Below are 20,965 nucleotides of genomic sequence, written 5' to 3' on the forward strand. Positions count from 1 at the left end.
TCAGCGGCGCTTCTCCAGCACGACGTACGCGAGCGGGATCTGGGTGCGTTCCGGGGCGGCGGCCATCCGGTCGGCGATGCCCTTCTCCAGCCGCTCGTGCAGGTCGGCGCATCGAGGGTTCGCCAGGCCCCCGTCCAGCGCCGTCGTGAGCGCGGCGAATATGGACGCTCGCGCGAAGCCGGCCCAGCGTGCCCCGAACTCCACGGCGTCCTTGTCGGACTGGTAACGCTCCCAGAACCGATCCTGGGCGTCGACGATCTCCAGGTGAGCGATCTCGAGGCGCTCGAAGATGCCCGATGGCGCGAACGGCGCCGTGAAGTCGGCGGCGTGGCGGGCCACGGTCGGGATGCACATCTGCGCCGACTCCTCGGGGCTGATCACGCCGGCCGCAGTCACCTCGGCGAGCGCGTCGGCCATCGCCGCGAGCAGCGGCCGGAAGCCCGCCTCGCCGTCGTCCCCGATGCCCATCGTGGTCACGACAAGCCTTCCGCCCGGGCACAGCTCGCGGCCGCGGAACGCGACGAATTCGTGCCAGTCCCGCGCGGCCTGGTTGTCGTAGGCCGCCTGCAGCTCGCGGTCACCGCAGGTGGCCACCTGCAGGTGTGGGCCGAGCACCGGTCCGGGCACCTGGCTCAGCCACTGGATCGCCCACGCGCTCCAGCCCAGATTCACACTGTTCGACGGCAGGATCTGCGAGTAGAACGAGCGGCCGACCGCGGACGCGAAAGCGGCCCGGTCCTTGGCCAGATACGTGTCCGGGTCTTCCTCCAGCGTCCGGAACAGCGCGGTGAAATCGTTGTCCGGCCGATCGGTGTGCGCGACGAGCACCGAGTGCTCCGGTCGGGTTCTGTTGCGCAGCACCGAGATCGCCGCACCCATAGGTAACAGCGAGTTGTGTCCGGTCGCCGCGCCGTAGTCGGCCAGCACGATCGGCTGCGGTGGGGTGGGCAGCGGTACCGCGGCGGCGGCGTCGGCGAAGATCTCGGTCGCCCGCGACAGCCCGGCAGCCTGCAGCCGCGACCCAGCGGTGTAGGTGCCGCTGTCGACCGGTTCCGGTCGCACCACGATGCTCGACTCGGGCATCTTCGAGACGGTAGTCCTCGGGCGCGGTCTGCGCCGACGAACAGCGCGGCGTGCGACCCGGCATGCGACACTGCGCGAGTGAAGGGACGGGTCGGGCCCCGCATCGCGCTGATCAGTGCGGTGATGACACTGGTCGCCGGTGTGGTCGGGCTGGTCCTCACGTTGGTGCTCGGCGCTTTCGTGTTCGACGACTTCGACGCCTACGGCGAGATCCCGGTGCCCGGGTCGGGACAGGTGGAGCTGCCCGCGGGCGAGGTGACGATCACCTTCCACACCGTGGTGACAGGAGGGATCGACGGCGGCTTCCCGGTGCCACCACTCAAGCTGGGCATCGACGCCCCCGACGGTGTGCCCGATCCCGTGCTGACCGAAGTCATCAGCTCGACCACCTCGGTGAACAACGATGTGCGCGTGCGAATCTGGACCGCGCAGATCGCCCAGGGCGGTGAGTACGCCGTGCGCGCGGACGGGCAGGTGGGCGGCTACATCAACCCGCGGCTGGCGTTCGGGAAAGACGATTCGCCCGGCTGGGCACTGTGGGTCAGCGCCGGCGTGATCGCGCTCGGGCTCGTCGAGCTCGCGGTCGCGATCGTGTGGTGGACTCGGGCGGGCCGCCGGCCGCAACCGCTGCCCGGTCCGGTGGTCCTCGACGATGCGGTGTGGCCGGGCCCCGTCCCGCCTCCGGTGCAGAGCTAGCAGCCCACCGACGAGGCTGTGGCTCAGCTGCCGCGCGAGACCCACTCGTCATAGTGCACCAGCTCGTCGCCCACGGTGGTGGAGTCTCCGTGACCGGTGTAGACGACGGTGTCACCAGGCAGTGCGCCCAGCCGTCCCGAGATCGATTCCAGGATGGTGGGGAAGTCCGAGTACGACCGCCCGGTGGCGCCCGGGCCGCCCTGGAACAGGGTGTCGCCGCTGAACACCGCGCTCAGCTCCGGTGCATGCCAGCAGACCGACCCCGGGGAGTGTCCGGGGGTGTGCAGCGCGCGCAGCTCGATACCGGCCACCCGCAGGGTGTCGCCGTCGGTGACGGCGCGAAAGTCGCTGTCCGGATGCGTCATCCGCCACAGGACGTCGTCGGCGGGGTGCAGCAGGACCGGAGCGTTGAGGGCCTTGCCGAGCTCGGGGGCGACGGTGACGTGGTCGTTGTGGCCGTGGGTGCACACCACCGCGACGACATTCCTTCCGCCGACCGCCTCGATGATCGGGGCCGCGCTGTGGGCGGCATCGAACACCAAGACGTCGTTGTCATCGCCGACGAGCCAGATGTTGTTGTCGACATCCCAGCTGCCGCCGTCGAGCTCGAAGGTGCCGCTGGTGACCAGGCGCTGGATGGCGCTCACAGGACCACCACCGAGCGGAGCACCTCTCCGGCGTGCATCTTGTGGAAGGCGTCTTCGATCTGGTCGAGCCCGATGCGCTCGGAGACGAACTTGTCGAGCGGGAACCGGCCCTGCAGATACAGCGAGATCAACGTCGGGAAGTCACGTTCGGGCAGGCAGTCGCCGTACCAGGACGACTTCAACGACCCACCGCGGGAGAAGAAGTCGATGAGCGGCATCTCCAGCGTCATGTCAGGCGTCGGCACGCCGACCAGGACCACGGTGCCCGCGAGGTCACGCGCGTAGAACGCCTGCTTCCACGTCTCGGGCCGCCCGACCGCGTCGATCACGACGTCGGCGCCGAACCCGTCGGTGAGGTCCTGGATCGTCTCGACGGCGTCGAGTTCCTTGGCGTTGATCGTGTGCGTGGCGCCGAAATGCCGGGCCCACTCCAGTTTCCGGTTGTCCATGTCGACGGCGATGATGCGCTTGGCGCCCACCAGCGCCGCGCCGGCGATCGCGGCGTCACCGACGCCGCCGCAGCCGATGACGGCCACGGTGTCGTCGCGGTTGATCGCGCCGGTGTTGATGGCCGCACCCACACCGGCCATCACGCCGCAGCCCAGCAGCCCCGCGGCGGCGGGGTCGGCGGCCGGATCGACCTTGGTGCACTGGCCCTCGTGGACCAGGGTCTTGTCGGCGAACGCGCCGATGCCCAGCGCGGGGGTCAGCTCGGTGCCGTCGGTGAGCGTCATCTTCTGTGCGGCGTTGTGGGTGTCGAAGCACAGGTGGGGGCGCCCGCGCTTGCACGCGCGACACTGCCCGCACACCGCGCGCCAGTTCAGGATCACGAAGTCACCGGGGGCGACGTTGGTGACACCGTCGCCGACCGTCTCCACGATGCCCGCGGCCTCGTGGCCCAGCAGGAACGGGAACTCGTCGTTGATGCCACCCTCGCGGTAGTGCAGATCGGTGTGGCAGACCCCGCACGCCTGGATGTCGACGATGACCTCACCCGGCCCCGGGTCGGGGATCACGATGTCCACCACCTCGACAGGCTGGCCCTTCGAACGAGAGATCACTCCGCGCACCGTTTGAGTCATGCCTGAACCCTAATATGTGCCTCGCTACGCTCATGGTCGATGAGCGCACTCGACGCACTGGCCGACTGGCCCGTCCCCACCGCAGCCGCCGCCGTCGTCGGCCGGGACGGAACCCTGGCCGACCACGGCGACCAGACTCTGACCTTTCCCCTCGCCTCGGTCACCAAGTTGCTGGCCGCCCGCGCCGCGCAGATCGCGGTCGAGGAAGGGGTCTTCGACCTCGACACCCCCGCTGGACCGCCGGAATCCACCGTCCGCCACCTGCTGGCGCACACGGCGGGCTACGAGATGACGTCGGAGAAAGTGCTGGCTGCGCCCGGCACTCGGCGGATCTACTCCAATCACGGCTTCGCAGTGCTGGCCGAGACACTGGAGCGCGAGTCGGGCATCCCGTTCACGGAGTACCTGTCCGACTCGGTGTTCGTCCCTCTGGACATGTCGGAGACCACCCTGGACGGGGGTGCGGCGGCAGCCGGCTACGGCGCGACGTCGACCGTCGCGGACCTCAGCGCGTTCGCCGGCGAGCTGCTGACGCCCTCTCTGGTGTCGGAGCAGATGCACGATGCGGCGACCTCCGTGCAGTTCCCTGGCCTCGACGGGGTGCTGCCCGGCTACGGCCGGCAGAAGCCCAACGACTGGGGGCTGGGCTTCGAACTACGCGACGGCAAGACGCCGCACTGGACCGGAGCGAACAATTCCGCGCGGACGTTCGGGCACTTCGGCCAGTCGGGGACGTTCCTGTGGGTCGATCCTGACGCGGGACTCGCGCTGGTCGTGCTCACGGACCGGCCGTTCGGCGACTGGGCGCACGATGTGATGCCCGCCCTGTCTGATGAAGTTCTGAGAGATTACAGGGCGGACTAGCGCAACACACGTCTCACAAGGCACAATTGCCCCGGAAGAAACAATTTCATCTGCTGACTCACTCGGAAACCACCAGGTCGTTGGGGAAGACGTCCCTCGTGGAGCCGAAGGAGCAACAGATGCGTGCAGCGAATCAGTTCGCCGACACGACGACGGGTGTGGTGTACGTGCATGCCTCACCCGCGGCGGTGTGCCCGCATGTCGAGTGGGCGTTGTCGTCGACCCTCAATGCGAGGGCGAATTTGAAGTGGACGGCGCAACCGGCCATGCCCGGGCAGCTGCGTGCCGTGACGAACTGGGTCGGTCCCGTGGGGACCGGCGCTTCGCTGGCCAATGCCCTGCGGTCCTGGTCGGTGCTTCGGTTCGAGGTGACCGAGGACCCGAGCCACGGCGTCGACGGTCACCGCTGGTGTCACACCCCCCAGCTCGGCCTGTGGAGCGGCGCGATGAGCGCGAACGGCGACGTGATGGTCGGGGAGATGCGGCTGCGCACGCTGATGGCCTCGGGCGCCGACATGCTGGCGGCGGAACTGGACTCCGTGCTGGGCACAGCCTGGGACGAGGCCCTGGAGGCCTACCGCGACGGCGGCGTGGGTGCCGAGGTCAGCTGGCTCAGCCGCGGCGTCGGCTAGCTCGGGGCTTGTTGATCGGTCCTACTACCCGCAACGCGCCCGGCACCACGGTGAGCTCCACCGGCAGCGGGCACACGTACTCGCCGTCGGCGTAGGCATTGATCCCGGGTGACTCCACGGTGATGGTCCGCGCCCTGCGCGTCGTCACCTCCGGCAGGTTCACATGCGTGCCCTTGAACACGGTCGGGAACAACCGGATCAACCGCGTGCGCGACGCGGAGGCGACCATCGTGACGTCGAACAAACCGTCGGTCGGGTCGGCTCCCGGGCAGATCAGCATGCCGCCGCCGTAGCTGCGGGTGTTGCCGAACGCGGCGAGCGTGAGCTCGGTCGCCACCACGTCGCCATCGAAGCCGAGCCGGAACTGCAGCAACCGCAACTGCGAGATCTCGGCCAGCATCGCCAGGTTGTAGCGCATCCGCCCGTGCGGCCAGCGCATCCGGTTCGTGCGGTCGGTCACCAGGGAGTCGAAACCAGCCGCCATCACCGTCCCGAACCAGCGCCGGGTGCCGTCGGCGCCGGTGATCAACCCCAGGTCGTAGGTGCCGACCTCGCCGTCGACCACCGCGTCGGCGGCGGCCTCGGGCGCGGTGGGGATGCCGAACGCGCGGGCGTGGTCGTTGCCGGTGCCGGCGGGGATGATCCCCAGCGGGGTGGACGTCTCGGCGAGGATCTGCAGCGCCAGCGACACGATGCCGTCGCCGCCGACCACGACCAGCGCGTCCATGCCGCGTTCCAGTGCGCCTTCGACGAGTTCGCGTGCATGCGCGGGATCGCGGCCGACGAGTGCGACGACGTCGACGCCGCGGGCCTGGAAACGGCTGATAGCGCGCTCGGCGGCGTGGCGGGCGGTGCCGTGCCCGGAGGCCGGATTGGTCAGGACGACGATCCGGTTCACGGAATCAGCTTGCCCGGGTTCATGATTCCGGTCGGGTCGAGCGCCGACTTGACGGCGCGCAGCACGGCGACGCCGAGGTCGCCGACCTCGTCTCGCATCCAGGGACGGTGATCCGCGCCCACCGCGTGGTGGTGGGTGATCGTCGCGCCCACGCGCATCATGGCCTCCGAGGCGGCAGTTTTGGCGGCGCGCCACTGCTCGATCGCATCACCGCGCTGGGCGGCGACGACAGTGAAGTAGAGCGAGGCTCCGGTGGGGTAGACGTGCGAGATGTGGCACAGCACAAGGGCAGGCGTTCCCGAATCGGCCAGCGAGCGGGTCAGGGCGTCGGTGACAGCCGCCTTCAGCGTCGGGACGTTCGACCACGACGTCGCTGTCTCCAGCGTCTCGCAGAGCGCCCCCGCGGACAGCAGCCCGTCACGCAGGTACGGGGCATTGAAGCGACCGTGCTCCCATGCGCGGGCCGGCGCCTCGCCGAGTGAGGTTCCACCGTTGGCGCTCAACAGGTCTCGCGTCTCGGAGTGTCGGCTGGCGACATGGGCTTCGCTGCCTTCGAAAGCCGTGATGGCCAGGCAGCCGCCGGTGATCTGGGATTCGCCGATGCTGTCGGTGGTGGCCAGGTTGACCCCGGTCTCGGCCTCGTCGGAGAGTCGGATGACCGTCGGTCCGGTGCCGGTCTGCGCGACGGCCCGCAACGCGGCGGCGCCGGTGGCGAAATCGGGGAACGACCACGCCTCGTAGCGGGTGGTTTCCGGCACCGGATGGACGCGAACCCGCACCTTGGTGATGATGCCGAAGACTCCCTCGGAGCCGAGCAGGACCTGCCGCAGGTCAGGTCCGGCGGCCGAGGCGGGCGCACGGCCCACGTCGAACATCCCGGCCGGGGTCACGGCGCGAAGGCCGCGCACCATGTCGTCGAAGCGGCCGTAGCCGGCGGAATCCTGGCCCGACGAGCGGGTCGCGGCGAAACCGCCGATCGTCGCGAAACAGAAGCTCTGCGGAAAGTGGCCGAGTGAGAAGCCGCGCTCAGCCAGGAGTTTCTCGGCTTCGGGGCCGGTCAGGCCCGCGCCCAGCTCGGCTTCCCAGGAGACCTCGTCGAGCGAGTGGAGCTTGTCGAACCGGCGCAGATCCACCGACACCACGGCCTTGAAATCCCCACGCAGTGGGTCCAGCCCGCCGACCACGCTCGTGCCACCGCCGAATGGGACGACGGCCATGCTGTGGTCGGCGCAGAATCGCAACACGGCGGCCACCTCGTCGTCGTCGCCGGGCACCAGCACCGCGTCCGGGCCGTCCTGCACGCCGAAATCCCTGCGGCGCAACAGATCCAGCGTGGACTTGCCTCCCGCGCGCAGCAGTCGGTGCTGGTCGTCGACGAGAACGTGGTCGGCGCCGACGATCGCGGCCAGGCCGTCGCGGTCGCTCGGGGACAGCGCCGACGGGCGGACCCTGACCTGTTCGAGGGTGGGCTCAGCGGCGGGCTGTGCGTCGATGCCGAGGGCCTGGGTGAGCAGGGACCGGATGCCTGGGGACAGGGGAGTCGCCGCGGCGGGATCGCCCCAGGCGTTCCATGCCATGGGTGGTCGGGAAGGCTGGCCAGCGAGCGAAGACATGCGTTACAGTATTACAGATGATGTCAATCCGTAACTCCGACTCGGGTGTCGAGAAGCGCATTCTCGACGCGGCGGCGGCGTGCATCCTCGCCTACGGCGTCGAACGGACGACTATGACCGAGATCGCGCGGCGTGCCCGGGTCAGTCGCCCCACCATCTACCGCCGGTGGCCCGACATCCGCTGGGTGATCGCAGAGCTGCTGACCGTGCGTATCGCCGGGGTGCTCGAGCAGGTGCCCGACCGTGGTGCCGGCAGGGAGGCGACGGTCGAGCGCGTCGTGGCCGTGGCGGAACACCTGCGCAACGACGAGATCGTGCAGTCGGTGATCCGCAATGCTCCCAACCTGGCCATGGTCTACATCGCCGAACGGCTGGGCACCAGCCAGCAGATCCTCATCGACGCGCTCGCCGAGGCGGTTAAGGCCGGTCAGAAGGAGGGCAGCGTGCGTTCCGGCGACCCGCACGAGCTGGGTGCGATGTGTCTGCTGATCACGCAGTCGACGATCCAGTCCGCGCAGATGGTGGAAAAGCTGCTCGACGCACAGGCCATCAACGTCGAACTGGCCCGCGCTCTCAACGGGTACCTGGCCCCGTGAGCGGCCCCTCGAGCACGGCGCTGAACGCCGTCCGCCGCGCCGCAGAGTTGCAGGAACTCGGCGATGGTGCGCCGCTGGACGTGCTCGTCATCGGCGGCGGCATCACCGGCGCCGGGATCGCGCTGGACGCCGCGACGCGCGGGCTGTCGGTGGCCCTGGTCGAGAAACACGACCTGGCCTTCGGTACCAGCCGGTGGAGTTCGAAGCTGGTCCACGGCGGCCTGCGTTACCTCGCGAGTGGCAACGTCGGCATCGCCCGCCGCAGCGCCGTGGAACGCGGAATCCTGATGACGCGCAACGCCCCTCATCTGGTCCACGCCATGCCGCAACTGGTGCCGCTGCTCCCCGAGATGAACCGCGCCTCGAGAGCACTGGTCCGGTTCGGCTTCGCGGCCGGTGACGGGCTGCGCGCCCTCGCCGGCACCCCCGCATCGGTGCTGCCGCGGTCTCGCCGGATCGACGCGGCCGCGGCGGTCGCGTTGGCCCCGACCGTGCGCCGCGACGGCCTGGACGGCGCGCTGCTGGCCTACGACGGGCAGCTCGTCGACGACGCGCGCTTGGTCACCGCGGTGGCGCGCACGGCCGCCCAGCACGGCGCCCGCATCCTCACCCGCGTCGAGGCGAGCGCGGCATCTGGCACCTCGGTGACGTTGACCGACACGCAGTCGGGGGAAACGCTGCAGGTGTCAGCGCGCGCGGTGGTGAACGCCACCGGCGTCTGGGCCGGGCAGGTCGACAAATCGCTGCGGCTGCGGCCCAGCCGCGGCACCCACCTGGTGTTCGACGCCGCAGCGTTCGGCAATCCGACTGCGGCGCTGACGATTCCGATCCCCGGGGAGATCAACCGATTCGTCTTCGCGATGCCCGAACAGCTCGGCCGCGTCTATCTGGGACTGACCGACGAAGACGCCCCCGGCGCGATACCCGATGTGCCAGAGCCGACCTCGCAGGAAGTGCAGTTCCTCCTCGACACGGTCAACACCGCGCTCGCGACCTCACTCGGGCCTGCGGATGTCGTCGGCAGTTACGCCGGCCTGCGCCCGTTGATCGACACCGGAGCCGGCCGTACGGCAGACGTCTCGCGAGAGCACGCGGTCACCGAGTCGGCGAGCGGCATGCTGAGTGTGATCGGCGGCAAGCTAACCGAATACCGGTTCATGGCAGAGGATGTGGTGGACCGCGCGGTCGCGCTGCGCGGGCTGGCCGCGGGGCCGTGCCGCACCCGCAACCTCCCGCTCATCGGCGCACCGGGTCTGCCGACCGGACACGGACTGCCTGCGTCCCTGGTGGCCCGGTTCGGCGCAGAAGCGCCCGACGTGATCGCCCGGGCGACGTGCCCGCGGCCCACCGAACCCGTCGCCGACGGCATCGACGTCACGCGCGCGGAACTCGAGTACGCCGTCACCCACGAAGGAGCACTCAGCGTCGACGACATCCTCGACCGGCGTACCCGCATCGGCCTGGTGGCCGGGGACCGCGAACGCGCCCTGCCCGCGGCCGAGGAGATGGTCGCCCTCAGCCGCTGAGCGGGCGTCGCCTTTACAGCGGGATGTTCTTGTGGCGACCGCGGCGCATCGGTGCCTCGGCCAGTGCCTGGGTCAGCCTCGAGCGCGTGTGGGCCGGGTCGATCTTCTCGTCCACGACGCCGATCTCGATGGCCGAATCCACGCCGCCGGCGATCTTCTCGTGCTCGATGGCCAGCGCCTCGTGCAGCGACTCGCGCTCCTCGGGGGCGGCGGCAGCCAGCTTCTTCTTGTGCAGGATGCCGACGGCGGCCTTGGCGCCCATGACGGCGACCTCGGCCTCGGGCCACGCGAACACCTTGGTGGCGTTGAGCGACCGCGAATTCATCGCGATGTAGGCGCCGCCGTAGATCTTGCGGGTGACCAGCGTGACGCGCGGCACCGAGCTCTCACCGAACGCGTGCAGCAGCTTGGCGCCGCGGCGGACCACGCCGCCCCACTCCTGATCCACACCCGGCAGGTAGCCGGGCACGTCCACGATCACGACCAGCGGGATGCCGAACGCATCGCACAGGCGCACGAAGCGGGCCGACTTCTCGGCGCTCTCGGAGTTCAGGCAGCCGCCCAGACGCAGCGGGTTGTTGGCGATCACACCGACGGTGCGGCCGGCCAGCCGGCCCAGGCCGACGACGATCGACGGGGCCCAGCGGGACTGGAACTCCTCGAACGGCACACCCTCGTCGAGGAGGGCCTCGACCAGCGGGTGCACGTCGTAGGCGCGGCGAGCCGACTCGGGCAGCAGCGCCTTGAGGTCGGTGTCGCCGGCCTCGGCCTTGGTGCGGTCGAAGTGGCCCTGCTGGCAGAACAGCCCGACCAGGCGACGGCCGCGCTCGTAGGCGTCGAGCTCGTCGTCGGCGACGATGTGGCACACGCCGGACTTCTTGTGGTGCGCCTCGGGGCCGCCGAGAGAGACCATGTCGACGTCCTCGCCCGTGACGCTGCGGACCACGTCGGGTCCGGTGACGAACACCTTGCTGTCGGGCGCCATGATGATGACGTCGGTCAGGGCGGGCCCGTATGCGGCGCCACCGGCGGCGAAGCCGACGACCACGGAGATCTGCGGGATGTAGCCGGAGGCGCGGATCATGGCCTCGAAGACCAGGCCGACCGCGTGCAGCGCCTTGACGCCCTCGGCCAGACGGGCGCCGCCGGAGTGCCAGATGCCGACGATCGGGCTCTGCTCGTCGATCGCGACGTCGTAGGCATCGACGATGTGCTTGCAGCCGTCGACACCCATCGCGCCGCCCATCACGGTGCCGTCGGTGCAGAACGCGATCGTGCGGACACCGTTGACGGTGCCGGCTGCCGCCAGGACGCCGGACTTGTCGCGCTCGTGCAGCAGCTCGACGCTGCCGTCATCGAAGAACGTCGCCAACCGCAGCATCGGGTCGCGAGGATCGAGTGACTCGTTGACGTCTGCGGCGGGGCGATTCTCGATGGTGGTCATAGATGTCTCCTGCTTTCAGTATTTTCCGAAGGCGAGTGCGACGTTGTGCCCGCCGAAACCGAACGAATTGTTGATGGCGTACTCGTAGTTACCCGGCCGGGGGCCGCCCGCGACGACGTCGAGGTCGATATCGGGATCGAGGTTCTTCAAATTGAGTGTGGGGGGAATGACGCCGGTGCGCAGCGCCTGGACTGTGAGAATCGACTCGACCGCGCCGACCGCACCGACCGAGTGGCCGAGCGCGGACTTGGGTGCGTAGACCGCTGGCCGGTGCCCGCGCATCGCGTTGTTGATGGCCTGGCCCTCGGCGACGTCACCGACGCTGGTGCCCGTCGCATGGGCGTTGACGTGGTCGATGTCGCTCGGCGCGAGACCGGCCAGCTCGATGGCGCGGCTCATCGCGTAGCCGGCGCGCTCACCGTTGGGATCGGGCGCGACCATGTGGTAGCCGTCGGAGGTGATGCTGGCGCCCATCAGTCGCGCGAGGATGGTGGCGCCGCGCGCTTTGGCGTGCTCCTCGGTCTCGATGACCATCAGTGCAGCCGCCTCGCCGAACACGAAGCCGTCCCGATCCTTGTCGAACGGGCGGCACGCGCCGGCCGGGTCGTCGTTGTTGGTCGACATCACGATGCGCATCTGCGCGAAGCCCGCGATCGGCACGGCCTCGATGCGCTGTTCGACACCGCCGCAGATCGCGATGTCGGCCTCACCGAGCACGATGTTGCGCCACGCCTGGGCGATGCCCTCGGACCCTGACGCGCACGCCGAGACCGGGGTGACCACCCCGGCCTTGGCGCCACGGTCAAGACCCACCACGGCCGACGGACCGTTGGGCATGTACATCTGCACCGACAGCGGGGACACGGCCGTATTGCCGCTGTCCCGCATGCCGTCGTAGGCGAACACCAGCGCCTCGGCGCCGCCGAGGCCGGTCCCGATCGACACCATCAGGCGATTGGTGTCGACCTCGGGGGACCCGGCGTTGCGCCAGACACGACGCCCGAGCACGGTGGCCATCTTCTGCGGGTAGGACATCCGACGGTTCTCGACCTCGGTCAGTTCCCCGTCGAACTCCTCGAGCAGATGGCCCCCGATGCGCACCGGCAGGTCGAACTCCTCGACGAAGGAGTCTTCGAGACGGCGGATGCCGCTCTTGCCCTCCAGCAGCGCCGTCCACGTGCCTTCGGCATCGGTGGCGACGCTCGTCGTCATGGCCATACCGGTCACGACGACGTCGGGGAGTCCGTTCCCTGTTGTCGGTGCAGCCATACTCAGGCGCGTGTCCTCTCGGTTCTCGTGAACTCGGCTGGCCTAGTAACGACCGAAGGCCAGAGCCACATTGTGGCCGCCGAAACCGAACGAGTTGTTGATGGCGTACTGATAGTCGCCATACCGTGGCTCGCCCGCGACGACGTCGAGATCGATCTCCGGGTCCGGCGTCTCGTAGTTGAGCGTCGGAGGGATGACCCCGTCCCGCAGGCTGAGCACCGTGAGAATCGATTCCAGAGCACCCACCGCGCCGATCGAGTGACCCAGCGCCGACTTCGGTGCGTACACCGCGGCGTGGTCCACACCGGCAACCCGGATGGCATTGGCCTCGGCGGTATCGCCGATGGACGTCGACGTGGCGTGGGCGTTGACGTGGTTGATGTCCTCGGGGGACAAGCCCGCCGTCTCCATCGCCCGCTTCATCGCCTGGCCGGCCCGCAGACCATCCGACGCCGGAGCCACCATGTGGAAGGCGTCGGACGTGATGCCGGCGCCCATGACCCGGGCCAGCGGCTTGGCGCCGCGTGCCTTGGCATGCTCCTCGGTCTCGAGGATCATCAAAGCGCCGGCCTCACCGAAGACGAAGCCGTCACGGTTCTTGTCGAACGGGCGCGACGCGGCTTCCGGATCGTCGTTGCGGGTCGACATCGCGCGCATCATCGAGAACGCTGCGATGGGCAGTGCCTCGATCCCGCCTTCGACGCCGCCGCAGACCGCGAAGTCTGCGTCGCCCATGACGATCTGACGCCATGCGTGGGCGATGGCCTCCGAACCCGAAGAACAGGCTGAGACCGGGGTGATGACCCCGGCACGCGCCCCGAGCTCCAGGCCGACGACCGCGGCCGCTCCGTTGGGCATGATCATCTGCACTGCGAGCGGGGACACCTTGCGAATGCCGCCCTCGTTCATCAGGTCATAGGTTTCGACGATCTTCTCGCCGCCACCGATGCCGGTGCCGATCACCACCGAGAACCGGTCTGGGTCGACTTCGGGCTTGCCCGCGTTCTCCCAGAGCCGGTTGCTCAGCAGCTTGCCCATCCGCTGGACGTACGACATGCGCCGCAGGTCGAGTCGGGTCATGTGCTCGTCGACGGGATCGACCAGGTGGCCGCCGATGCGAACCGGCAGGTCCCACTTGGTGACGAAGTCGTCCGTGAGCTCGTGAATACCGCTCTGACCGGCGAGCAGTCCCTTCCACGTGCCCTCGGCGTCGGCCGCAATCGAGGTCGTAGCTTCTACAGCGGTAACCACGACATTGGGGAAACCGCCGTTAGCAGTGGAAGGCCGGGTCATTCGCCCGCGAACTTCTCGCGCAGGGCGGCAGCAGCCTCGGGGTTCTCTTCCTCGAGCTTCTGGATGTAGGCGACGACGTCACCGACGGTGCGCAGACCGGCGAGGTCCTCGTCGGGGATCTTCACGCCGTACTTGTCCTCGGTCTGCACGGCGATCTCGACCATCGACAGCGAGTCGATGTCCAGGTCGTCGACGAAGCTCTTCTCCGGGGTGACCTCAGACGGCTCGATGCCGGTCACTTCTTCGATGATCTCGGCGAGACCGGAGATGATTTCTTCCTGAGAGGCGGGCACTGTGGCTCCTTCTATTTATCGGGTGTTACCTGGGGTGAAACGATTCGGGGTGGAACAGCCGTCGATCAGACGGCGCGGAGGGCCTCGGCGAGGCCGTCCAGGTCGGCGGGGGTCTTGATGGGATGGTTCGGGGTGCCCTTGAGCTCCCGCTTGGCGATTCCGGACAACGTGCCCGCGGGGGGGAACTCCACGAGGGCCGTCACACCGAGCTCCCGCATGGTGTCGGTGCACAGATCCCAGCGCACGGGGCGCGTCATCTGGGCGACCAGCTTGGTCATCGCGTCATGCGCGGAGGCGACGGGCCGGCCGTCAGCGTTGGACAGCAGCGTGACCGACGGCTCCGACGGAGTGATCCGGTCGGCCACCGTGGTGTACTCGGCCAGCGCGGGCTCCATGTAGCGCGTGTGGAACGCACCGGCGGTGGCCAGCGGGCGAACCCGGGCGCGGGCCGGCGGGTCTTCGGCGAGCTTCTCCAGCGCGGCGACGGCACCGGCGGCGACGATCTGGCCGGCAGCGTTGCGGTTGGCCGGCACCAAGTCGAGCGCTTCGAGCCGCGCGAGCACCTCCGCTTCGTCGCCGCCCAGCAGGGCGGACATCCCGGTAGGTTCCACGGCGCAGGCCTTGGCCATCTCGCGGCCGCGGGTCGCGGCCAGGGACACGGCCTCGTCGGCGGTGATCACTCCTGCGATCGCGTAGGCGGCGATCTCACCGACGGAGTGTCCGGCTGCGACGATGTCCTCGTCCCCGGTCAGCACGCCGCGGCGCGTCAGTTCCTCGTAGGCCAGCAGCGTGGCCGCGACGACGAGAGGCTGCGTGACTGCGGTGTCGGTGATCTCCTGTGCGTCGGCGGTGGTGCCGAGGCGGGCCAGATCCAGGCCGCTGATCTCCGACCATGCCGCGATGCGCTCCGGCGCACCGGGCAGCTCCAGCCACTCGGCGAGCATGCCGGGAGTCTGGGAGCCCTGTCCGGGCGCGAGGAATGCAAGCACAGTCTTGTCGGGCACGTCTTTAAGAAAACATTGTGAAGACGGTTTTGCGCCGTGTAAGAGACTATGAACTCTTTCTTAGGTTTTTGTTGACTCCCCACAAAACCGCACGTGATGGGACGTCGTCGAGATCCAAGCGCAACATGTCACCTCGCAGGATGCCCCGCCGGTGTGACCGAGGCAACAGCGCCAACCTGCCCGGATCCCGGCGATGACGAAGGCCCGGACTGGCCCTGACGCCGCAGACGGCCCACCGTGGAGGCGACGCGCAGCACATACGCGTCCCGCGGAACGGTGGCGTCACGACCCGTGAAGTCGGCGACACGTTTGAGCCGGTACCTGACCGTATTTGGATGAACGAACAATTTGCGGGCGCACGCTTCGATCGCGCCCCCGGAATCCAGATAGGCGTCCAGCGTCTCCATCAGCGTGGGGCCTGCATCGGCGAGCGGCCGCATCACCTCCGCCTCGAGGGCGGCCGCGGCCGAGGCGTCGCCCAGTAGCGCGCGCTCGGGCAGCAGTTCGCGCGCTGCCACCGGCCGCGGCGCACCGGCCCAGCCGGCGACGGCGTTCATCCCGGCGATGGCCTCGGTGGCACTCAGATGCGCGGCACCCAGGGTCGGCGCCATCGGCCCGACCACCACGGGTCCGTCGGCGAAAACCGTCAGGAGTTCCGACAGGAACCGGTCGGTGTGGGACAGCCCGCCGGACACGACCGTCACCAGCCACGTCCCGTGCACGTCCGACAACGCGGCGCGGCCGTTGCGGGCCGCGACGTCGTGCACGTCCTCCGAGGTGAGGTCCAACCGGTCGGGCCGCGGCAGGCCCACGATCACGGTCGCCGCCGCGGTCGCGTCCCAGTTCAGGGCCGCAGCCTGCGACTGCAGATCAGGGCCGATGTCGCCGCGCACCACGGCGTCGATCAGGTTCGCCTCCATGCGGGTGTCCCACGCCCCGCGGGCCTCTGCCTGATCCGCGTAGGCCATGGCCGCCGCGAAGGCCAGGTCGCGGCTGTAGCGCAGGATGCCTGCGGTCAGCGCGGTCAGCTGTTCCTCGTTGCGGGCCAGCAGCGGAACGACCTCTTCGAAGAACTCCATCGTCACGCGCACCATCTCGACCGACTGGCGCAGCGCGATGCGCCGGCGCAGATCCTGCGGTACCACCTCGAAGGCCTGGGCGGTGTAGCTGACATCGCTGTCGGGGTGGCGCATCCACTCGACGAAGTTCACCACCGCGGTCTGCACGACCAGCTGCACGCTGGCGCGCTGCGACGCCTCCAGCTCGGCGAAGAAGGGCAACCGTTCGCCCATCGCCTGTACCGCCTCGGTGGCCAGCCGGCCCGAGTACTGACTGAGCCGGCGTAGCACCGAGTCGGGAACGTTCTCCAGCACCTCGACCGTCGACCGGGGCGGGACGAACCGATTGTTGTCGGCCATCCCTAAAATCTACGCTTCGGTTTGGAGAAGTCCTCCAAATTGTCAGGCGACCCCCGGGTCACTGGTCTGCTCAGGCGCCGCCATCACGTCGTCGATCTCGTACTTGCGCGCCGCCTCGACGGCGACCGCCATGTCGATGTTGCCGTCGCGAGCCAGGCCCTCCAGCACCGCGACCGTGATCGACTCGGCGTCGGTGTTGTAGTAGCGGCGCGCCGCCGGCCGGGTGTCGGAGAAGCCGAACCCGTCGGTGCCCAACGTGATGTAGGTGCCGGGCACCCACGGCCGGATCTGCTCGGGCACGGCACGCATCCAGTCCGACACGGCCACCACAGGGCCTTCGGCGTCGGCGAGCGCTTGGGTCACGTACGGCGTGCCGGCCGGCCGGTCCGGATGGCGCAGCGCCTCCTTCTCGATGGCCACGCCGTCGCGGTTGAGCTCACCCCAGCTGGTCACCGACCAGACGTCGGCGGCCACATCCCACTCGTTGGCGAGCATCTCGGCCGCCTTGAGCGCCGAGGGCATGCCGACCCCGGAGACCAGGATCTGGGCGCTGTGACTGCGGCTCTCCGCCTGGTGGTAGCGGTAGATGCCGCGCAGCAGCCCCTCGACGTCCAGGTTGTCCGGCTCGGCCGGCTGGACGTAGGGCTCGTTGTAGATCGTCATGTAGAAGTAGATGTTCTCCGGGTTCTCGCCGTACATGCGGTGCAGGCCGCTCTCGATGATGTAGGCGATCTCGTAGGCGAACGCGGGGTCGTAGGCGACGACGGCGGGGTTGGTGGCCGCCAGCAGCAGCGAATGCCCGTCGGCGTGCTGCAGACCTTCGCCCACCAGCGTGGTGCGCCCGGCCGTCGCGCCGAGTACGAAGCCGCGCGCCATCTGATCGGCCGCCGCCCACAGGCCGTCTCCGGTGCGCTGGAACCCGAACATCGAATAGAAGATGTAGATCGGGATCATCGGCTCGTTGTGGGTGGCATACGACGTGCCGACGGCGGTGAACGAGGCCGTCGAGCCCGCCTCGTTGATACCCTCGTGCAGGATCTGGCCGACTTCGCTCTCCTTGTAGGCGAGCATCAGCTCCGCATCGACCGAGGTGTAGAGCTGGCCGTTGCGGTTGTAGATCTTCAGGCTCGGGAACCACGAGTCCATGCCGAACGTGCGCGCCTCGTCGGGGATGATCGGCACGATCCGCTTGCCGATCTCCTTGTCCCGCAACAGTTCCTTGAGCGTACGGACCGTCGCCATCGTGGTGGCGACCTCCTGCTTGCCCGACCCCTTCTTCAGCGCCTTGTAGGCGTCGCGGCCGGGCAGCGTGAGCGCCTTGGTCTTGGTGCGACGTTCGGGCAGGGAGCCGCCGAGTGCGCGGCGCCGGTCGAGCATGTAGCGGATCTCGGGTGCTTCCGGGCCGGGGTGGTAGTACGGCGGCAGGTAGGGATCGTTCTCGAGCTGCTCGTCGGAGATCGGGATGCGCTGCGCATCGCGGAAGTCCTTGAGGTCTTGCAGCGCAAGCTTTTTCATCTGGTGCGTGGCGTTGCGGCCTTCGAAGTGCTTGCCCAGCGTGTAGCCCTTGATGGTTTTCGCCAGGATCACCGTCGGCTGACCCTTGTGCTCCATCGCGGCGTGGTAGGCGGCGTACACCTTGCGGTAGTCGTGGCCGCCGCGCTTGAGGTTCCAGATCTCGCGATCGGTCATCGGGTCGACGAGGGCCTTGGTCCGTGGGTCGCGACCGAAGAAGTGGTCGCGCACGTAGCCGCCGTCGTTGGCCTTGTAGGTCTGGTAATCACCATCGGGGGTGGTGTTCATCAGATTCACCAGCGCGCCGTCGCGGTCGGCGTGCAGCAGCGCATCCCACTCCCGGCCCCACACCACCTTGATGACGTTCCAGCCCGCGCCGCGGAAGAAGGACTCCAGCTCCTGGATGATCTTGCCGTTGCCGCGCACCGGGCCGTCGAGGCGCTGCAGGTTGCAGTTGACGACGAACGTCAGGTTGTCCAGCGCCTCGTTGGCGGCGACCTGAATCAGGCCGCGGCTCTCGGGTTCGTCCATCTCCCCGTCGCCGAGGAACGCCCAGACATGCTGGTTCGAGGTGTCCTTGATGCCGCGGTCGTGCAGGTAGTGGTTGAAGCGCGCCTGGTAGATCGCGTTCATCGGGCCGATGCCCATCGACACCGTGGGGAACTCCCAGAAGTCCGGCATGAGCCGGGGGTGCGGGTAGGACGGCAGGCCGCCGCCGGCGTGGCTGTGCTCCTGGCGGAAACCGTCGAGCTGGTCGGAGCTGAGCCGGCCCTCGAGGAAAGCGCGGGCGTAGATGCCGGGGGAGGCGTGGCCCTGGATGAAGACCTGATCGCCACCGCCCGGGTGGGCCTTGCCGCGGAAGAAGTGGTTGAAGCCGACCTCGTAGAGCGCCGCCGACGACGCGTAGGTCGAGATGTGGCCGCCGACGCCGACGCCGGGCCGCTGCGCGCGGTGCACCATGATCGCGGCGTTCCAGCGGATCCAAGCGCGGTAGCGGCGCTCGACGTCCTCGTCGCCGGGGAACCATGGCTCGAGTTCGGTCGGGATGGTGTTGACGTAGTCGGTCGACGTCAGCGACGGGATGGCCACCCGCTGCTCCCCGGCACGTTCGAGCAGACGCAACATCAGGTACCGCGCCCGCGCGGGACCCGACCTCTCAACCAACTGGTCGAACGACTCGAGCCACTCGGCGGTCTCGTCGGAATCGATGTCGGGCAGATAGGACGCGACGCCTTCCCGAATGACACGAACACGATCGTGTTCGCCTGTGCTGCTGGAGTTTTGGGCCAGATCCTGGCGCACGAACTCGGTGGTCAACTTCCGCTCCTTGTCAGGCGGGTGAAGCACACGCGGTCCGTCGAGTGGGTCTGCTCGCTTCGCGCCGTGCACGGTGGGTTACATCCTCGTACCATCCTGCCGCAAGTGCAGTGCCGCACGCGAACGGTTGCATTTAGTGCACCCGGTGCCGGGGTCGGCCGGTAACGTCTGCAGACCGTGCGTATCGGTGGGCGACGAGCTGCGCCGTTGCGGCTGTCCGCCTTCGCGACCGGCTCCGCCGCGGCGTTGGCCATGATCGTCGTCGGCTGCACCAACGTCACCACCGGCGAGGCATCGGCACCGCCGGGGGAGGCGCCGCAGTATCGCGCGTCGGTGTCGGCGTCGCTGCAGGAGTCCGCGGCGAGCTCGTCGGCACGCGAGTCGGAACGCCAGACGTCGATGACGGTGGAGGCGGTGCACACGTCGTGCGAGGCGATGAGCACCAGCAGCGCCGACGCGATCGCCGCGGTCAACACCTACGTCGATGCGTTCAACACCGACCCGGTGGGTGCAGAAGGCGGAGCCCAGGCGGCGGTCGATGCGCTCAACCAGAGCGCCGACCTGGTGTCGGGCAGCATGACCGACACGCTGCCCGCGGAGCTGCGGGATGCGCTCAATGGCTGGGTCGACGCTGCTCGCGGGGTTGCGACGGCGATTGCGGGGAACTATCCGGCCGAGGATTTCAACTCTGCGATCGGGGCGTTGAACGACTCCAAGACCACCGCGCTGGACCGTTGCGATGCGGCTTATCGGTGACGGCTCGAGGGCGGATGTCGCGGGGTGGGTTGCTGTGACGCCCAGGCGTGCGACGATAGTGGTCGAACGTGGCACAGCGCACAGCGTGCCTACTAGGCGCAAGGAGGACTGACCGTGGTGTCGGCGGGTGACCCCCCGAACTACGCCCGCATGCTGGGCATCCAAAAAGATCAGGTTGTGCAGGAACTGGGCTGGGACTCCGACGTCGACGACGACATCCGCGCCGACATCGAAGACGAGTGCGGTGGTGAGCTCCTCGACGAAGACGCCGACGAAGTGGTCGACGTGGTGCTGCTGTGGTGGCGCGACGACGACGGCGATCTGGTGGACGCGCTGATGGACGCGATCACGCCACTGGCAGAGGACGGCGTCATCTGGGTCGTCACTCCCAAGACGGGCAAGCCCGGCCACGTTCAGCCCGCCGAGATCGCCGAATCCGCGCCGACGGCCGGGCTGATGCAGACCTCGTCGGCGAATCTGGGGGACTGGATCGCGAGCCGGCTGGTGCAACCGAAGGCCAAAGCGATCACCAAGCAGCGATGAGCGCGGTCGGTGCTCCGGCGCCGGACTTCACGCTTGCCGATCAGAACAACCAGCGCGTGACGCTGAGCGCGTTCCGCGGTGCCAAGAACGTGCTGCTGGTGTTCTTCCCGCTCGCGTTCACCGGGATCTGCCAGAAGGAACTCGACGAGATCAGCGACCACCTCGACGACTTCGTCAACGAGACGACGGCGACGCTCGCGATCTCGGTGGGCCCGTCGCCGACGCACAAGGTGTGGGCTGCCCAGCGCGGCTTCACGTTTCCCGTGCTCTCGGACTTCTGGCCGCACGGCGCGGTGAGTCAGGCGTACGGGGTCTTCAACGACGCGTCCGGTTTCTCGAACCGGGGCACCTTCGCCGTCGACCGCGCCGGGGTGGTGCGCTTCGCGGACTGCAAGGAGCCGGGCGAGGCGCGCGATCAGGCGGTGTGGAGCGCGGCGCTGGCCGCTGTTCGCGACTGAGAGCGGATTTCGAGTTCGTCG

20 protein-coding genes are annotated in these 20,965 nt (G+C 68.8%); 8 read left to right on the forward strand and 12 right to left on the reverse strand.

All coding sequences use genetic code 11. The annotated features are described in order from the left end of the window. Positions 1-1,083, reverse strand: a complete 1,083-nt coding sequence (locus tag PGN37_RS21620) for an SAM-dependent methyltransferase (RefSeq protein WP_335333050.1) — start codon at positions 1,081-1,083, stop codon at positions 1-3. A 78-nt stretch (positions 1,084-1,161) separates the two neighbouring features. Between PGN37_RS21620 and PGN37_RS21625 the strand changes: the two genes are divergently transcribed. Next, on the forward strand, positions 1,162-1,779 hold the full coding sequence (locus PGN37_RS21625) for an SHOCT domain-containing protein (RefSeq protein ID WP_335333051.1): 618 nt from the start codon (positions 1,162-1,164) through the stop codon (positions 1,777-1,779). Between the two features lie 23 nt (positions 1,780-1,802). Here PGN37_RS21625 and PGN37_RS21630 read toward each other — a convergent pair whose 3' ends face one another. Next, positions 1,803-2,426: an MBL fold metallo-hydrolase gene (locus PGN37_RS21630; RefSeq protein WP_335333052.1), complete on the reverse strand. Its 624-nt coding sequence runs from the start codon at positions 2,424-2,426 to the stop codon at positions 1,803-1,805. Then, the gene (locus tag PGN37_RS21635) at positions 2,423-3,508 is read right to left on the reverse strand and encodes an S-(hydroxymethyl)mycothiol dehydrogenase (protein ID WP_335333053.1); all 1,086 of its coding nucleotides are present in this window, start codon (positions 3,506-3,508) and stop codon (positions 2,423-2,425) included. The genes PGN37_RS21630 and PGN37_RS21635 overlap by 4 nt, the downstream gene beginning before the upstream one ends. 39 nt (positions 3,509-3,547) lie before the next feature. Between PGN37_RS21635 and PGN37_RS21640 the strand changes: the two genes are divergently transcribed. Continuing rightward, entirely contained in the window at positions 3,548-4,372 is an 825-nt protein-coding gene (locus tag PGN37_RS21640) for a serine hydrolase domain-containing protein (protein WP_335333054.1), read from the forward strand. 119 nt (positions 4,373-4,491) lie between these two features. Further along, complete coding sequence (locus PGN37_RS21645; RefSeq protein WP_335333055.1) at positions 4,492-5,004, forward strand: DUF3145 domain-containing protein; 513 nt, start codon at positions 4,492-4,494, stop codon at positions 5,002-5,004. On the opposite strand, the gene PGN37_RS21650 is transcribed toward PGN37_RS21645, so the two are convergent. Both PGN37_RS21650 and PGN37_RS21655 read right to left on the reverse strand, forming a co-directional pair. Continuing rightward, entirely contained in the window at positions 4,985-5,902 is a 918-nt protein-coding gene (locus tag PGN37_RS21650) for a diacylglycerol kinase (RefSeq protein ID WP_335333056.1), read from the reverse strand. The two genes, PGN37_RS21645 and PGN37_RS21650, sit on opposite strands and share 20 nt — an antisense overlap. Further along, the gene (locus PGN37_RS21655; protein ID WP_335333087.1) at positions 5,899-7,479 is read right to left on the reverse strand and encodes an FAD-binding oxidoreductase; all 1,581 of its coding nucleotides are present in this window, start codon (positions 7,477-7,479) and stop codon (positions 5,899-5,901) included. Before PGN37_RS21655 ends, PGN37_RS21650 begins: the two co-directional genes overlap by 4 nt. Before the next feature lie 53 nt (positions 7,480-7,532). Between PGN37_RS21655 and PGN37_RS21660 the strand changes: the two genes are divergently transcribed. Further along, a complete protein-coding gene (locus PGN37_RS21660) occupies positions 7,533-8,111 on the forward strand; it encodes a TetR/AcrR family transcriptional regulator (protein ID WP_335333057.1) in 579 nt (192 codons plus the stop codon). Next, positions 8,108-9,637, forward strand: a complete 1,530-nt coding sequence (locus PGN37_RS21665; protein WP_335333058.1) for a glycerol-3-phosphate dehydrogenase/oxidase — start codon at positions 8,108-8,110, stop codon at positions 9,635-9,637. Before PGN37_RS21660 ends, PGN37_RS21665 begins: the two co-directional genes overlap by 4 nt. 13 nt (positions 9,638-9,650) lie before the next feature. Here PGN37_RS21665 and PGN37_RS21670 read toward each other — a convergent pair whose 3' ends face one another. The 7 genes from PGN37_RS21670 to aceE all read right to left on the reverse strand — a co-directional run bounded on the left by PGN37_RS21670 (position 9,651) and on the right by aceE (position 19,187). Next, positions 9,651-11,081, reverse strand: a complete 1,431-nt coding sequence (locus PGN37_RS21670; RefSeq protein ID WP_335333059.1) for an acyl-CoA carboxylase subunit beta — start codon at positions 11,079-11,081, stop codon at positions 9,651-9,653. A gap of 15 nt (positions 11,082-11,096) precedes the next feature. Beyond that, on the reverse strand, positions 11,097-12,350 hold the full coding sequence (gene kasB / locus PGN37_RS21675) for a 3-oxoacyl-ACP synthase KasB (RefSeq protein WP_335333060.1): 1,254 nt from the start codon (positions 12,348-12,350) through the stop codon (positions 11,097-11,099). Between the two features lie 42 nt (positions 12,351-12,392). Beyond that, entirely contained in the window at positions 12,393-13,643 is a 1,251-nt protein-coding gene (gene kasA, locus PGN37_RS21680) for a 3-oxoacyl-ACP synthase KasA (RefSeq protein ID WP_335333061.1), read from the reverse strand. Continuing rightward, the gene (gene acpM, locus PGN37_RS21685; protein ID WP_111510628.1) at positions 13,640-13,936 is read right to left on the reverse strand and encodes a meromycolate extension acyl carrier protein AcpM; all 297 of its coding nucleotides are present in this window, start codon (positions 13,934-13,936) and stop codon (positions 13,640-13,642) included. Before acpM ends, kasA begins: the two co-directional genes overlap by 4 nt. Positions 13,937-14,001: 65 nt before the next feature. Next, positions 14,002-14,925, reverse strand: a complete 924-nt coding sequence (locus PGN37_RS21690) for an ACP S-malonyltransferase (RefSeq protein ID WP_335333088.1) — start codon at positions 14,923-14,925, stop codon at positions 14,002-14,004. A 143-nt stretch (positions 14,926-15,068) separates the two neighbouring features. Then, positions 15,069-16,358 carry a PucR family transcriptional regulator gene (locus PGN37_RS21695; protein ID WP_335333062.1) on the reverse strand — a complete coding sequence of 430 codons (1,290 nt, stop codon included), beginning with the start codon at positions 16,356-16,358 and terminating at the stop codon, positions 15,069-15,071. Between the two features lie 42 nt (positions 16,359-16,400). Then, positions 16,401-19,187, reverse strand: coding sequence for a pyruvate dehydrogenase (acetyl-transferring), homodimeric type (aceE, locus tag PGN37_RS21700; RefSeq protein WP_335333063.1), 2,787 nt, complete (start codon positions 19,185-19,187; stop codon positions 16,401-16,403). Between the two features lie 207 nt (positions 19,188-19,394). Here aceE and PGN37_RS21705 point away from each other — a divergent pair, with 207 nt between their 5' ends. The 3 genes from PGN37_RS21705 (at position 19,395) to PGN37_RS21715 (ending at position 20,944) form a co-directional block, all read left to right on the forward strand. After that, positions 19,395-19,943: a hypothetical protein gene (locus PGN37_RS21705; RefSeq protein ID WP_442932988.1), complete on the forward strand. Its 549-nt coding sequence runs from the start codon at positions 19,395-19,397 to the stop codon at positions 19,941-19,943. 114 nt (positions 19,944-20,057) lie between these two features. Next, on the forward strand, positions 20,058-20,486 hold the full coding sequence (locus PGN37_RS21710; RefSeq protein WP_335333064.1) for a DUF3052 domain-containing protein: 429 nt from the start codon (positions 20,058-20,060) through the stop codon (positions 20,484-20,486). Continuing rightward, positions 20,483-20,944, forward strand: coding sequence for a peroxiredoxin (locus tag PGN37_RS21715; RefSeq protein ID WP_335333065.1), 462 nt, complete (start codon positions 20,483-20,485; stop codon positions 20,942-20,944). The genes PGN37_RS21710 and PGN37_RS21715 overlap by 4 nt, the downstream gene beginning before the upstream one ends. Positions 20,945-20,965 lie beyond the last annotated feature (21 nt).

The organism is Mycobacterium kyogaense, from assembly GCF_036946525.1.
GTDB classification, from domain to species: Bacteria; Actinomycetota; Actinomycetes; order Mycobacteriales; family Mycobacteriaceae; genus Mycobacterium; species Mycobacterium kyogaense_A.

Coding starts and splice junctions, on each gene's coding strand:
- PGN37_RS21620 (WP_335333050.1), bottom strand. CDS start 1,083: ATGCCCGAGTCGAGCATCGTGGTGCGACCGGAACCGGTCGACAGCGGC.
- PGN37_RS21645 (WP_335333055.1), top strand. CDS start 4,492: ATGCGTGCAGCGAATCAGTTCGCCGACACGACGACGGGTGTGGTGTAC.
- PGN37_RS21660 (WP_335333057.1), top strand. CDS start 7,533: ATGATGTCAATCCGTAACTCCGACTCGGGTGTCGAGAAGCGCATTCTC.
- PGN37_RS21670 (WP_335333059.1), bottom strand. CDS start 11,081: ATGACCACCATCGAGAATCGCCCCGCCGCAGACGTCAACGAGTCACTC.
- kasA (WP_335333061.1), bottom strand. CDS start 13,643: ATGACCCGGCCTTCCACTGCTAACGGCGGTTTCCCCAATGTCGTGGTT.
- PGN37_RS21635 (WP_335333053.1), bottom strand. CDS start 3,508: ATGACTCAAACGGTGCGCGGAGTGATCTCTCGTTCGAAGGGCCAGCCT.
- PGN37_RS21640 (WP_335333054.1), top strand. CDS start 3,548: ATGAGCGCACTCGACGCACTGGCCGACTGGCCCGTCCCCACCGCAGCC.
- PGN37_RS21695 (WP_335333062.1), bottom strand. CDS start 16,358: ATGGCCGACAACAATCGGTTCGTCCCGCCCCGGTCGACGGTCGAGGTG.
- kasB (WP_335333060.1), bottom strand. CDS start 12,350: ATGGCTGCACCGACAACAGGGAACGGACTCCCCGACGTCGTCGTGACC.
- PGN37_RS21655 (WP_335333087.1), bottom strand. CDS start 7,479: ATGGCATGGAACGCCTGGGGCGATCCCGCCGCGGCGACTCCCCTGTCC.
- PGN37_RS21715 (WP_335333065.1), top strand. CDS start 20,483: ATGAGCGCGGTCGGTGCTCCGGCGCCGGACTTCACGCTTGCCGATCAG.